The 13,080-nt window shown below is 70.4% G+C and carries 10 protein-coding genes and 1 pseudogene; 7 read left to right on the top strand and 4 right to left on the bottom strand.

Going from position 1 to position 13,080, the window contains the following annotated elements; genetic code table 11:
• Positions 1-129: 129 nt before the first annotated feature.
• Positions 130-630 (top strand): TetR/AcrR family transcriptional regulator, encoded by a 501-nt coding sequence (locus RCP38_RS05670; protein ID WP_308476131.1) that lies wholly within the window; start codon positions 130-132, stop codon positions 628-630.
• Between the two features lie 4 nt (positions 631-634).
• Here RCP38_RS05670 and RCP38_RS05665 read toward each other — a convergent pair whose 3' ends face one another.
• Both RCP38_RS05665 and RCP38_RS05660 read right to left on the bottom strand, forming a co-directional pair.
• Positions 635-1,186 (bottom strand): DUF3558 domain-containing protein, encoded by a 552-nt coding sequence (locus RCP38_RS05665; RefSeq protein WP_308476129.1) that lies wholly within the window; start codon positions 1,184-1,186, stop codon positions 635-637.
• Positions 1,183-1,683, bottom strand: coding sequence for a DUF3558 domain-containing protein (locus RCP38_RS05660; RefSeq protein ID WP_308477082.1), 501 nt, complete (start codon positions 1,681-1,683; stop codon positions 1,183-1,185). Before RCP38_RS05660 ends, RCP38_RS05665 begins: the two co-directional genes overlap by 4 nt.
• Positions 1,684-1,854: 171 nt before the next feature.
• On the opposite strand from RCP38_RS05660, the gene RCP38_RS05655 reads away from it, so the two are divergent.
• Together RCP38_RS05655 and RCP38_RS05650 are read left to right on the top strand one after the other, a co-directional pair.
• The gene (locus RCP38_RS05655; RefSeq protein ID WP_308476127.1) at positions 1,855-3,603 is read left to right on the top strand and encodes an ABC transporter ATP-binding protein; all 1,749 of its coding nucleotides are present in this window, start codon (positions 1,855-1,857) and stop codon (positions 3,601-3,603) included.
• Between the two features lie 8 nt (positions 3,604-3,611).
• Positions 3,612-5,486: an ABC transporter ATP-binding protein gene (locus RCP38_RS05650; protein ID WP_308477081.1), complete on the top strand. Its 1,875-nt coding sequence runs from the start codon at positions 3,612-3,614 to the stop codon at positions 5,484-5,486.
• Positions 5,487-5,702: 216 nt separating this feature from the next.
• Here RCP38_RS05650 and RCP38_RS05645 read toward each other — a convergent pair whose 3' ends face one another.
• Entirely contained in the window at positions 5,703-6,698 is a 996-nt protein-coding gene (locus RCP38_RS05645; RefSeq protein ID WP_308476125.1) for an Acg family FMN-binding oxidoreductase, read from the bottom strand.
• Positions 6,699-6,796: 98 nt separating this feature from the next.
• Positions 6,797-7,909, bottom strand: a complete 1,113-nt coding sequence (locus tag RCP38_RS05640) for an adenylate/guanylate cyclase domain-containing protein (RefSeq protein ID WP_308476123.1) — start codon at positions 7,907-7,909, stop codon at positions 6,797-6,799.
• A gap of 32 nt (positions 7,910-7,941) precedes the next feature.
• On the opposite strand from RCP38_RS05640, the gene RCP38_RS05635 reads away from it, so the two are divergent.
• The 4 genes and pseudogenes from RCP38_RS05635 to RCP38_RS20035 all read left to right on the top strand — a co-directional run.
• Positions 7,942-9,093: a MalY/PatB family protein gene (locus RCP38_RS05635; protein WP_308476121.1), complete on the top strand. Its 1,152-nt coding sequence runs from the start codon at positions 7,942-7,944 to the stop codon at positions 9,091-9,093.
• A gap of 43 nt (positions 9,094-9,136) precedes the next feature.
• Complete coding sequence (locus RCP38_RS05630) at positions 9,137-9,574, top strand: HIT family protein (protein ID WP_308476119.1); 438 nt, start codon at positions 9,137-9,139, stop codon at positions 9,572-9,574.
• Between the two features lie 4 nt (positions 9,575-9,578).
• The gene (locus RCP38_RS05625; protein ID WP_308476117.1) at positions 9,579-10,034 is read left to right on the top strand and encodes a nitroreductase family deazaflavin-dependent oxidoreductase; all 456 of its coding nucleotides are present in this window, start codon (positions 9,579-9,581) and stop codon (positions 10,032-10,034) included.
• Between the two features lie 85 nt (positions 10,035-10,119).
• Positions 10,120-12,587 (top strand): annotated as a pseudogene (locus tag RCP38_RS20035) (PGRS repeat-containing protein); the annotation flags it as partial.
• Positions 12,588-13,080: the final 493 nt, after the last annotated feature.

Here is a 13,080-nt window from a genome sequence, read left to right as displayed (position 1 = left end):
ATCTGTGGACCGCGACGACGGCTTGTCGTGCACGTTGTTGTGAGCAACGTACCGCCTTTTTGACCATATGGTCAATCCATTTGGTCAAACCGTTTGTTCAACGGCTCGTCGGGTGACTAGCCTGCACGGATGGGCAACCGCGAGGATCTGCTGCAGGGCGCCAAACGCTGCCTGGTCGAACGCGGCTGGGCCAACACCACGGTGCGCGACATCGCCGCGGCCGCCGGCGTCAGCCATGCCGCGATCGGCTATCACTTCGGCAGCCGGGAACGCCTCCTGGTTCAGGCGCTGCTGGAGGAACTCGACGAACTCGATGCCCGGATGGCACCCGAAGGCGAGTCGGCGATGGACCGCTGGCGAGCGGTGATCGAGTCCTTCACCACCGACAAGGCGCTGTGGACGTCGCACCTGGAAGCGATCGTGCAAGCTCAACGCAACGACGAACTACGGGTCCGGCTGGCCGAAGGGCAGCAACGGGCGCGCGCCGAGATGGGCGGTTCGGTGGCGCTGGCCGTCGTCTTGGGCCTGATGATCCAGACACTCATCGACCCCGAGAGTGCGCCGACCGCCGCCGAGGCGGTCGCGGAGTTACGCGAGTTGGCCGGCGGCGGTCACCCGCCGCCGCCCTGAGCGATCAGGAATTGGTGGCGAGCGTGAGTTCCATCAGTTTGAGGGCCTGCTCGCAGGCATCGATGCCGGGGGCTTGCGGGTTCACCCACCAACCGACCACACCCGCCGCATCGCTTGCGACACCGCAGGCGCCGTTCGGGTCGGCCGGCCGCATCACGATCGACGGCACCCCCACGATGGACTTGTTCTCGACCTGATACTGCAGGAATTCGGCGATCTTGCGCTCGTTGTCCAGGCTGCCCTGCTCGAACCAGAACCGGGTGATGTCGATCAGCCCGGCCGGGTTGGCCGCCTGCCAGCGGCAGATGGCACCGACGAACGTGCTCTGGATGTCCAGCGGGTCGGCCCCCACCGTCTTGGCCAGAATGTCGGTGGTCAGTACCTCGCACTCCTTGAGCAGGTTCGGGTACTGCCGCTCGGAGTTGTCGTTGCGCTTGGTATCACCGGCACCGGCCTTGATCGCGGTGCCGCCCACCTCACGCGAGCAACCGGTCGACGCGATCAATACCGCCAGCGCGGCCAGCGCCCCGAATACGGCGCGAGTACGGCGGCTCATTTCGCGTTCGCAATCGACTGGCGGGTCAGCTCTTTGGCGACGTCGCACGGGTCCGGGAACGGCTTCTGGGCGAAACTCACCGACCATTCGATGAAGTCATCCTTGAACTGAATTCCGACCTCACACAGGTTGTCGCCCAGCGTCGGGGCGGTTCCGATCGCGATGAAACCGCTGTGGCCGTCGATGTTGATGTCCTCGACGGAGGTACGCGACACCTCCTCGGTCTTGCGTTCACGCCCGATGGGGCTGCCGCGATACCAGGAGAAGGAGAAGTGCGGGCCGGAGATGCCGCCACGCAACAGCCACTGGCAGCCCACCGAGTTCTGCGCCGTGCCGACCAACCCCGACACCCGGGTGAGGTTGGCCATCGTCTCTTCGCTGACGCCACCGCAATGCGGGAACGACGGTCCGTGAGTGCTCTGCTCGGACGCCGGCGCAGACGACTGACCGGACTGAGCTTCGGTCGACGAGTCGGAGTCGGAACAGCCGCCGACCATCGGGATCAGGGCCGCGACCGCCAAGGCCGGGACCGTCAGTTTGAGCCGCACACGATGCACTGTAGCGGCACCGCCGCCCGTCAACCACGACACCGCGATGACCAGTCGGTTTGTGTCGCCCACCGTCGCCGCGAGCACGCCCGGGCGATACCGGTGTGCGACAGTAGCCCCATGCTCCTGGCGCTGCTGCGCTGCTACATCAAGCCTTACCGCGGCCCGATCGCGGCCGTGATGGCCCTGCAATTGGTCAGCACGCTCTCCTCGCTCTACCTGCCGACCGTCAACGCGACGATCATCGACGACGGCGTGATCCGCGGCGACACCTCGGTCATCACCCGACTGGGCGCGGTGATGCTGGCCGTCACCGCCCTGCAGGCTCTGTGCGCGGTCGCCGCGGTCTATTTCGGGGCTCGTACCGGCGCCGGTTTCGGACGCGATCTGCGTCGCGCGGTGTTCAGCCAGGTGATCCGGTTCTCCGACCGCGAGACCGCCGGTTTCGGGGCGCCGACCCTGTTGACCCGCACCACCAACGACGTCCGGCAGATCCAACTGGTGGTGCAGTTGAGCGCCACCACCCTGGTGGCCGCCCCGATCATGAGCGTCGGGGGGGTGCTGATGGCGATCCATCAGGACTCCGGGCTGGCCTGGCTGCTGGCGGTCAGTGTGCCGCTGTTGGCGATCGCCAACTATCTGATCGTGGTGCGGATGCTGCCGCTGTTCCGGCGCATGCAGATGTTGATCGACAACATCAACCGGGTGCTGCGCGACCAACTCACCGGCATCCGGGTGATCCGCGCGTTCGCCCGCGAAGCCGGCGAACGGGACCGATTCGCGCAGGCCAACGCGGCTCTGTCGCAGGCATCGTTGACCGTCGGAAACCTGCAGGCGCTGATGCTGCCGGCCACGACGCTGATCATCAACGCGTCCAGTGTCGCGCTGATCTGGTTCGGCGCCCTGCGCATCGACGCCGGGCAGATGCAGGTCGGCTCGCTGATCGCCTTCCTGTCCTATTTCATGCTGATCCTGATGGCCGTGCTGATGGCCACCATGGTGCTGGCCATCCTGCCGCGGGCCTCGGTCTGCGCCGAACGGATCACCGAGGTGCTGTCCACCGAGCCGACGATCAGTGCCCCGGCACATCCCGCTACGCCGGCGGCCGTCACCGGCGAGGTCCGGCTGCACGGTGTCGGCTTCCGTTACCCCGGGGCCGACCGCTCGGTGCTGCACGACGTGTCGTTGACCGCAATGCCCGGGTCCACCACCGCGGTGGTCGGCTCCACCGGGTCAGGCAAATCGACTCTGGTCTCGCTGATCTGCCGGCTGCGTGACGTGACCGAGGGCGCGGTCCTGATCGACGGCATCGATGTGCGCGACCGCGACCCCGAAGCCCTGTGGTCGGGCATCGGGCTGGTCCCGCAACGCGGCTATCTGTTCTCCGGAACCGTCGCCGACAACCTTCGCTACGGCGCTCCGGCCGACGTCCCGGTCAGCGACGAGCAACTGTGGGAGGCGTTGCGGGTGGCGGCCGCCGACGATTTCGTGGCCGCCCACCGCGACGGGCTGGAAATGCGGGTGGCGCAGGGCGGCATCAATCTGTCCGGCGGGCAACGGCAACGGCTCGCGATCGCCCGGGCGGTGATCCGGCGACCCCGGCTCTATGTCTTCGACGATGCGTTCTCGGCCCTGGACACCCGGACCGACGCCGCGGTGCGCGCGGCGCTGCGCGAGGTGGCCGCCGATGCGACGGTCATCATCGTGGCACAACGGATCTCGACGGTCACCTCGGCCGATCAGGTGATCGTCCTCGACGACGGCCGGGTGGTGGGCGGCGGAACCCACCGCGAACTGCTGGCGGGCTGCCCCATCTACGCCGAGTTCGCCGACTCCCAGTCGGTGGCCGCCGGGACCGGTGGACTGTGACCGCACCGATGCCGCCCCGGGACGCCGGGGTCGCGAACTTCTCCGCCACCGCGCTGCGACTGGCTCGCCGGATGGGTGCGCAACGCCGCTTGATCACGGCCGTCGTCGGCTTGTCGTTGTGCGGTATCGCGATCGGCGTCGCCGGACCGCGCATCCTCGGCCATGCCACCGATCTGGTGCTCAACGGCATCCTCGGCCGTGGCCTGCCCGCCGGGATCACCAAGCAACAGGCCGTCGACGACGCCCGCGAGCAGGGCCGCGGCACCTATGCCGACATGCTGTCGCGCACGGACGCGGTGCCCGGAACCGGGATCGACTTCACCGCGGTGGCGCACACACTGGCATGGGCCGTCGGGCTGTATCTGGTCGCGGCGCTGGCGATCTGGACGCAAGCACGGCTGTTGAACGTGATCCTGCAACGTACGATTCGGGCCCTGCGCCGTGATGTCGAAGACAAGTTGCACCGGCTGCCCCTGAGCTACTTCGACACCCAGCGACGCGGGGAACTGCTCAGCCGGGTCACCAACGACGTCGACAACACCGCCACATCGGTGTCGATGACGATCAGTCAGCTGTTCTCCTCGGTGCTGACGGTGCTGGTGACGCTGGGCATGATGCTGTCGATCTCGCCACTGCTGGCCGCGATCACGCTGGTGGGCGTCCCGGTGTCGCTGCTGGCGGTGCGCTCGATCACTCGGCGCTCGCAACGACTGTTCGCCGCGCAGTGGGCCGCCACCGGACGGCTCAACGCGCATCTGGAGGAGACCTACAGCGGGTTCACCCTGGTCCGGACGTTCGGTCATCGCGACTGGGCCCAGCAGCGGTTCGACGAGTGCAACTCCGAGCTGTACCGGGCCGGGTTCGGTGCGCAGTTCTTCTCCGGTCTGGTGGCGCCGGCGACCGGCATGATCGCCAACCTCGGCTACGTCGCGGTCGCGGTCGTCGGCGGCTTCCAGGTCGCGACCGGTCAGATCACCCTGGGTAGCATCCAAGCGTTCATCGCCTACGTCCGTCAGTTCAACCAGCCGCTGGGGAATCTGGCCTCGATGTTCAACGCCCTGCAGTCCGGCGCGGCCAGCGCCGAGCGGGTCTTCGAGTTCCTCGACGAAGCCGAAGAACCGCCCGCACCGCCGGTTCCGCTGTGGCCCGAATCCGCCACGCCGCGCGGCCGTGTGGAGTTCCGGGACGTCAGCTTCGGCTACCGGCCCGGGGTGCCGGTGATCGAGGATCTGTCGTTGTCGGTGGAGCCGGGCAGCACGGTGGCGATCGTCGGACCCACCGGCGCCGGCAAGACCACCCTGGTCAACCTGCTGATGCGGTTCTACGACGTGGACCGTGGGCAGATCCTGGTCGACGGCACCGATATCACCGGCGTCGATCGCTGCGCACTGCGCTCGGCTATCGGCGTGGTGCTGCAGGACACCTGGCTGTTCACCGGGACGATCGCCGACAACATCGGCTACGGCCGGACCGGCGCCACCGAGGACGAGATCATCGAAGCCGCCCGCGCCGCGCACGTCGACCCGTTCGTGCGCGCCCTGCCGAACGGCTACGACACCCGGGTCAACGACGACGGTGGCGCCATCAGCGCCGGCGAGAAGCAGCTGATCACCATCGCCCGGGCGATTCTGGCCCGGCCGCAACTGCTCGTCCTCGATGAGGCGACCAGTTCGGTGGATACCCGAACCGAACTGCTGATCCAGCGGGCGATGGGCGAACTGCGCCGCGACCGCACCAGTTTCATCATCGCCCACCGGCTATCGACGATCCGCGATGCGGATCTGATCCTGGTGATGCAGTCCGGCCGGATCGTGGAGCAGGGCACCCACGTCGAGTTGCTGGCCCGCCGCGGGGCCTACTGGGCGATGACGGAGAGCAGCTGACTCCGGGATCGGACACAGCTCGCAGCCTTCACCATCGTCATCGCTGAAACTGTTGTCCTGCAATAGCCGAGATGACCCATTGCCGCCGGGTGGCCGCAAGCGTAGATTCGATGGCGAAGCAGGCCCGGTCGTGACCGATCCGAAGAGCTGGAACCGTGGGTGCAAGCCAGCCGCGCAGGAAATGCAGACGCCCCCGAACGTCCGTCCGGGCCTGCCCTAATTCGATCCCGCCGTCAGCCCCTTGACCTGCAGCACGTCGACCAGCGGTCGTCGCGGTGTGGGCGCCGGCGGCTTCTCCAACGCGGGAGTGCCGCCGACCCGAACCAGGATCTGCGGTAGATCGTCGGCCCCGACCAACCCGGCGAGCAGCGCTCGCCCCGCCGGCACCTCCGTCAAATGCGACACCGGGCAGGTCGCCAACCCGACCATGGCGCATTCCAGTAGCAGTGTGGACAGCGCCTCACCGCACGCCAGCGCGTCGGCGGGATCGTCGCCGGCGGTCGACAGGAGCAGGACTTTGGAGTGGTCGTCACCGACTTCGAGGCGCCGCTCCCGGTTGTGGGTGACCGGGAACGTCCGCCCGATATCGACCCGGTCGCTCTCGGCGGCCGAGATCAGCGCACTCTGCGGGATGCCGTCGGATACCTCGAACGGCGCTGTCCACCAGTTGAGTTCGGCGTGATACGACGCATCGTAGAGACGCAACGACTCGGCGATCTGGGACGCCTCCGCGAGGGTCGAACGCAGCTCGTCGGCGAGCACATAAAGCCGGACCGGATCCTCGACCTGATTCCGTAACACCGATTCGAAGGGTGCCCAATTGGCCGGCGCCAGGAACGGCAGTCGGTCGGTGTGCCGGGTCAGGATCGCGCTGGCGCGGTAACGCTGTACCGCGGTAACCCGTTCGGACTCGCTGAACCCGATGGTGGCCAGATGCTCGGGGTGCGCGGCATCCGGGAACCGCTCGATTTCAGCGGTCCATCCCGCGGCGGCGGTCGCCACCCGCAGGTGGTCGAGGACCGCACCGCAGCTGATCAAGGCTTCGCGCGCCGACCGGTCGCCGTGCACCGCGCGGGTGGAGTCCAGATACAGGTCCAGACGGTCCCCGTGGGTCACCCATCGCCAGGGCTGACTGTTGTGCAGTGACGGTGCTCGACAGGCCAGGCGCACCGCTTCGGCGAGGACTTCGGCGTCCACAGTCGTGTCCAGCATCAGCCACCTCCCACAGGTCGGTCGGCCTCAACGATTCCAGCACCGGGCCGGCCTCACCAGGGGCCGTTGGTCCCCCGTCGTGCGGCATTGGGCCCCGCTCAGTCACGGTCGGCTCGCCGCACCCGGAACAGGTTCACCTCGCCCTTGATGCCCTTGAGCCGGCGTCCGCCCGCGAACGACCACCGGAAGGCGCCGTCGTCGCCCAGTGCTGTTCGTACCGGCTCGGCGACCAGCACGGTGCCGGGCCGTGCGACCCCGGTGACCCGGCTGGCGGTGTTCACCGGGCTGCCGAACCAGTCGCCGACCCGGCTCACCGCTTCGCCTGCGGCGACACCGGCACGCAACCGCGGCAGGGTCTCGTCGGCCCCGGCCGCCTCGACCAGCCGCAACATCGCCTCGACCAGTGGCCCGGGTTCCGGGCTGACGAGCATGACCGCGTCACCGATGGTCTTGATGAAGCGCACCGGTGGAACGGCGATGTCGCGGCCCAGCCCGGCCAGCCGCTCGGCGAGTTGGACCAGTTCCTCGGGCGGCACCAGTTCACCGAGTCGGGTGAATCCGACCAGATCGGCGAAGGCGACGGTGATCCGACGAGCCCCCGGCAGCGGCGTGCCCGCAGCGCGTTCACCGGCGGTCACCGCGTCGATGTCGAGCTGATGCCGCAGCTGCATCAAGAGCATGTCCTGGACGAACGGGCCCAGCAACGGCGCCAGTTCGGCCACCAGGTGCTGCGAGCGCTGAGCGATCTGGAGTTCGGTGACGCCCGGCTCGCCGATGGCGGCCAGCACGGTGTAGCGCATGACCTCCGCGGTCTGCGCCAGACCGTCGGCGAGCACCCGCGCCGTCTGTACCGCATGTTCGGGCTCGATACCGGCCTCGATGAAGCGGCGCGCATGTACCGCGATGCGGGCGTCGGCACGCATCTGCACCGCAGCCTCCGGATCGTCCACCCACGGCAATCCGACCGCTTGCAGGAGCCGTTGCAGCAGCCGGAGATCGATACCGGCGGATTCCGCCATCTCACGCGCGGAGACGTACTCGCCGTCGTCGCCGACCGATCGTCGCGACGCCAACAACATCGGCGAGACGGTGTTGCGGATCTCGTCAGCACCGATGCCCTGCCCGAGCAGCCATTCGATCAGCTCGGCGCGTTGGGCGCGCAACTCGCCCTGCAGGCCGTCGAGCAGGTCTTCGATCTCGGGATCGGTCACGCCGCAAACGTATCCCGCGGCAGACTGTCGGGGTGGCTGAAGTCTTCGATGCCTTGACACCGGATCAACTCCGGGCCCGTAACACGATCAAGTGGAATCACTTCGATCCCGACGTGCTGCCGCTGTGGATCGCCGAGATGGATTTCCCCACCGCTGCTGTGATCCGTGACGCCCTGCGCGACTGGGTGGACAGCGAGGAGTTCGGCTACCCGGCACTGAATTCCGAAGCACTGCCGACGGCGCTCGCCGCGTGGTGCGCACACCGCTACGGGTGGGCGGCCCGCCCGGAATGGGTGCGGGTGGTCCCCGACGTGCTCAAGGGCATGGAGGTGGTCATCGAATTCCTCACCCGCCCGCAGAGCCCGGTGGCGCTGCCCGTCCCGGCCTACATGCCGTTCTTCGACCTGCTGACCGTCACCGGCCGCCAGCGGGTGGAAATCCCGATGGTGCAGCAGGATTCGGGACGCTATCTGATGGACCTGGACGCACTGGATGCGGCGTTCGCCGCGGGCGCCGGATCGCTGATCCTGTGCAACCCGAACAATCCGCTGGGCACCGCGTTCACCGCCGCGGAGATCGGCGAGATCGTCGAGATCGCCGCACGGCACGGCGCCCGGGTGATCGCCGACGAGATCCACGCTCCCCTGGTCTACGACCGCCCGCATGTCGCGGCCGCGTCGGTGTCCGATGTCGCCGCCGACACCGTCGTCACCCTGATGTCGGCCTCCAAGGGCTGGAATCTGCCCGGGCTGATGTGTGCCCAGGTGGTGCTGTCCAATCAGCGCGACGCCGACGACTGGGACCGGATCAACTTCCTGCACATCATGGGCGCGGCCACCGCCGGTATCCGCGCCAACATCGCCGCCTATCGGCACGGCGAGGCCTGGCTGGACGCATTGCTGGGCCAGCTGCGCGCCAACCGCGATCACCTGAGCCGGGCCCTGCCCGCGGCGATCCCCGGGGTGCGGGTCACCAGACCGGAGGCCACCTACCTCGCGTGGGTCGACTTCCGGAACCTGATGCTGCCCGCCGAGCCGGCCGAGATCCTGCTGGCCGACGCTCGGGTGGCGCTGAGCCCGGGCATCCCCTTCGGTGGCGGGCCGGGCTTCGCACGACTGAACTTCGCGACCACCCGGGTCATCCTGGACCGGGCGATCGACGCGATGGCCGGTGCACTGAGCTGAACTCGAGGCCGCCGCGAGGGCGACGGCGGCTAACCTGGCAGTCATGTCCTGCGTGTTCTGCGCCGTCGTCGCCGGGGACGCGCCGGCCGTGCGGGTCTTCGAAGACGACGACTATCTGGCGTTTCTCGACATCCGGCCGTTCACCCGCGGCCACACCCTGGTGATCCCCAAACAGCACTTCGTCGACCTCACCGATACGCCGGCCGCCACCCTGGCCGGCATGCTCACGATCGGGCAGCGGGTCGGCCGGGCGGCGCGGGATTCCGGGTTGCATGCCGACGGCAACAACCTGGTGATCAACGACGGTCGGGCGGCGTTCCAAAGCGTGTTTCACATCCACCTGCACGTGGTGCCGCGCCGCGCCGGTGACCGGGTGTCGTTCGCCAAGGGCCTGTTGGTGCGCCGCGACCCGGACCGGGAGGCCACCGGCGAGATTCTGCGGGCGGCACTGGCGGGCAGCGACACCGCACCGTCAGACTGATCGGATGGATCATCTCCCCGCGATCGAAAAGGTGGGCATCCGGGTACTGGGCCTGCATGACCGGATCTACCAGTTGACCAACGGCTGGATCGGCCACCGGTTCCCGGGTCTGCCACCCAGCCTGATGTTGCATACCGTCGGCGCGAAGACCGGCAAGGCACGCACCACGACACTGACCTACGCCCGCGACGGCGAGGCGTACCTGGTCGTCGCGTCGATGGGCGGGGCACCGCGCTCCCCCGGCTGGTATCACAACCTCAAAGCCCGCCCCGAAGTCGAGATCAACGTCGGGCCGAAACGGCTACGAGCCATCGCCCGGCCGGTGCTTCCCGACGACCCGGATTACACCCGCCTGTGGCGGATGGTGAACGCCAACAACGCCGATCGCTACGACGCCTACCAGCGCCGCACCTCACGTCCGATCCCGGTGGTGGCACTTACGCCCGTGACCTCCGCTTAAGCCGGTTAAGTTAATCGTCGTTTTCGGCCTGCGCCGATTCTCTCTATCTTTTGCTCAGCTATCGTTCAGCTAGTACTTTGGGGCGATGAGTCGTCAGGTCAGGCTGGGTAGGCGCAAGTCGGCACAAACTCGTGTGGTGGGCGCCGGCGCTGCCCTCGGCGCGTTCCTCACCTTCGGGTTGGCCCCGGCCGCCCCGTCGGCCCGCGCCGACGGACTGGACTTCGACTGGCTGGTCGACATGTTCACGCCGGTCGCCGGGGTGGCCGCCGACACCGATCCGTTCGGTTCCGCGGCATTGATCGACCAACTCTTCTACGACCCGCTGCACGCCTCCATCCAGTCCTGGATCACCAGCCCGTTCGGCGAGCAGATCAACGACCTGATCAACGACATGTCCGGTCAGTACCTGATCGGCAACGGCCTCGACGGCACGTTCGAGAATCCCAACGGCGGCGCCGGGGGCCTGTGGTTCGGTGACGGCGGCGACGGCTATGACCAGGGCGAGGCCGGGATGGCCGGCGGCAACGGCGGGAACGCCGGCATGTTCGGCGACGGCGGCGCGGGCGGTGCCGGCGGCGCAGGTGCCGCCGGCGGCGATGGCGGCGCCGGCGGATCGATCATGGGCAACGGCGGCGTCGGCGGCGTCGGTGGCGTCGGTATCGGCGGCGAGGCCGCCGGTGCCGGCGGCGACGGTGGCGACGCCATCGCCTGGCTGTTCGGCAACGGCGGCGCGGGCGGCGCGGGCGGGGCCGGCGAGGCCGGCCTGGCCGGGGCGATGGGCTTTACCGGGGAAACGGTTCGCTGGGCGGTAACGGCGGCGCGGGCGGATCCAGCCTCTCGGCGCAGTTCGGCGACGGCGGCCGCGGCGGGGCCGGCGGCAACGGCGGCGCCGGCGGCGCCGGCGGCTTCGGGGCGGCCGGGGCGAACGCGACGCTCGCCGGCGGGGCCGGCGGCGACGGCGGCAACGGCATGCAGGGCGGTAGCGGCGGCGACGGCGGCACCGGTGGCGCCGGTGGCACGTCGGCCCACGGGGCGGCGGGCCTGCAGGGTGCAGGCGGCAACGGTGGGGCGGGCGGCTCCGGCGGCAACGCCGGTGACGGTGGTCGAGGCGGCGACGGCGACGCGGACAATCCCGACGGCGGACGGGGCGGCGACGGAGGCGTCTTCGGCGCCGGAGGCTTGGGCGGCGACGGCGGCGCGGGCTCCATCCGCGGTGTCGACGGGGCGACCGGGACACCCTCGGACTACGCCGGCAACGGCGGCAACGGCGGCAACGGCTACGACGCGGCCGCGGACCCGAACGCCGCCCCGGGCACCCATGGTGGCCGCGGCGGCGACGGTGGAACGGGCAGCCTGCACGGCAACGGTGGAATCGGTGGGGCCGGCGGCAACGGTGCCAACGGCGCCGGCGGAGGTAACGGCGGCAACGGCGGCCACGGCGGGGCCGGGGGTGCCTCGCTCGGGGACGGCCGCGGCGGCGCGGGTGGTGCCGGCGGTAACGCCGGGGACGGCGGCGCCGGCGTTAACGGGGCGGACGGGGCCAACGCCACCACCGCTGGTGGGGCCGGCGGCAACGGCGGCGACGGTGTGCGGGGCGGCAACGGCGGGGTAGGCGGCAACGGTGGCGCCGGCGGCGCGTCGGCCCAGGGCGCCGCGGGTAACTACGGCGCGGGCGGCAACGGCGGTGACGGCGGCAACGGCGGGACGGGCGGCAACGGCGGTAACGGCGGCAACGGCAACTCCAGCCACATCAACGGCGGCCGGGGTGGCAACGGCGGTGCCAGTGGCGCCGGCGGCCTCGGTGGGGCCGGCGGAACCGGCTCCACCACCGGTATCAGCGGAACGACCGGTTCGGCGTCGAGCGCGCCCGGCGGCAACGGGGGCAACGGCGGCAACGGCTTCAACGCGGTGACCGCAGGCGCCAACGGAGGCAGAGGCGGCGACGGCGGCACCGGCGGCCTGCACGGCAACGGCGGCAACGGTGGTAACGGCGGCAACGGTGCGACCGGCGCGAACGGCACCGCAGCCCGCGACAACGGCAACGCGGGCGCCGGCGGTAACGGCGGGGCCGGCGGCAACGGCGGTCACTCGCTGGGCGACGGCAACGGCGGAAACGGCGGCGCGGGCGGCAATGCCGGTGACGGCGGCCGCGGTCTGGACCAGTCGCAGCTGCCCGCCAGCGCCACCCTGCCCGGAGCGGGCGGGACCGGCGGCACCGGCGGTGCCGGCGGTGCCGGCGGCAGCAGCGCGAGCGCGCACGGCCCCGGCACCGGAAACGGCGGCGCCGGCGGCGCGGGTGGAGCCGGCGGCGATGGCGGCGGCAACGGCATCGCCACCCTGGACGTGGCCAACAGCGTTCCCTACGGCAGCGGTGGCGACGGCGGCGCCGGTGGAGCCGGCGGCAACGGCGGACTCGGCGACACTGGTGCATCGGGCGGCGGTGCCGGCTTCGACGGCGGCAACGGCGGCGCCGGTGGCGCCGGCGGCGCGGCCGGTTCGACCTACACCGGCAATGTGGCCCTGCACGAGCACGGCACCTTCGGCACCAATGGCAACGGCGGTGCCGGCGGCGACGGCGGCACGGGCGGCGGTGGCGGCACCGGTGGTGCCGGAGTCGGCACTGCGGGCGGCACGGGCGGCAACGGCGGCAACGGCGGCGCGGCCGGTGAAGGCGGCGCACCCGGCTCCGGGCACAACGCCCAACCCGGGATCAACCGGGCACCGGTCGGAATCGGCGGTGCGGGCGGCGCCGGCGGTGCGGCCGGCGCCGGCGGTGACGGCGGCCACGGCGACACCCGGTTCAGCGGCGGCAACGGCGGCAACGGCGGCGTCGGTGGTGCCGGTGCGGACGGCGGCAGCGCCGTCGGCGACTACTACGCGCAGGGTTCCAGCGGCGGCGACGGCGGCAACGGCGGCAACGGCGGCGCGGCCGGGGCGGGCGGGGCCGGTGGCACCGGCGCCCACGCGGGCCACGGCGGCAATGCCGGGGCGGGCGGCAGCGGTGGCGACGGTGGCGACGGCGGGGATGCCGTCTTCGCCGGAACCA

The sequence above is a fragment of the Mycolicibacter sp. MU0083 genome (genome assembly GCF_963378075.1).
GTDB lineage: Bacteria > Actinomycetota > Actinomycetes > Mycobacteriales > Mycobacteriaceae > Mycobacterium > Mycobacterium kokjensenii.
The sequence above is the reverse complement of the archived record's forward strand: the minus strand, read 5'-3'. Positions and strand labels throughout refer to the sequence as shown.

Coding starts and splice junctions, on each gene's coding strand:
- RCP38_RS05670 (WP_308476131.1), top strand. CDS start 130: ATGGGCAACCGCGAGGATCTGCTGCAGGGCGCCAAACGCTGCCTGGTC.
- RCP38_RS05665 (WP_308476129.1), bottom strand. CDS start 1,186: ATGAGCCGCCGTACTCGCGCCGTATTCGGGGCGCTGGCCGCGCTGGCG.
- RCP38_RS05660 (WP_308477082.1), bottom strand. CDS start 1,683: ATGGTCGGCGGCTGTTCCGACTCCGACTCGTCGACCGAAGCTCAGTCC.
- RCP38_RS05655 (WP_308476127.1), top strand. CDS start 1,855: ATGCTCCTGGCGCTGCTGCGCTGCTACATCAAGCCTTACCGCGGCCCG.
- RCP38_RS05650 (WP_308477081.1), top strand. CDS start 3,612: ATGCCGCCCCGGGACGCCGGGGTCGCGAACTTCTCCGCCACCGCGCTG.
- RCP38_RS05645 (WP_308476125.1), bottom strand. CDS start 6,698: ATGCTGGACACGACTGTGGACGCCGAAGTCCTCGCCGAAGCGGTGCGC.
- RCP38_RS05630 (WP_308476119.1), top strand. CDS start 9,137: ATGTCCTGCGTGTTCTGCGCCGTCGTCGCCGGGGACGCGCCGGCCGTG.
- RCP38_RS05625 (WP_308476117.1), top strand. CDS start 9,579: ATGGATCATCTCCCCGCGATCGAAAAGGTGGGCATCCGGGTACTGGGC.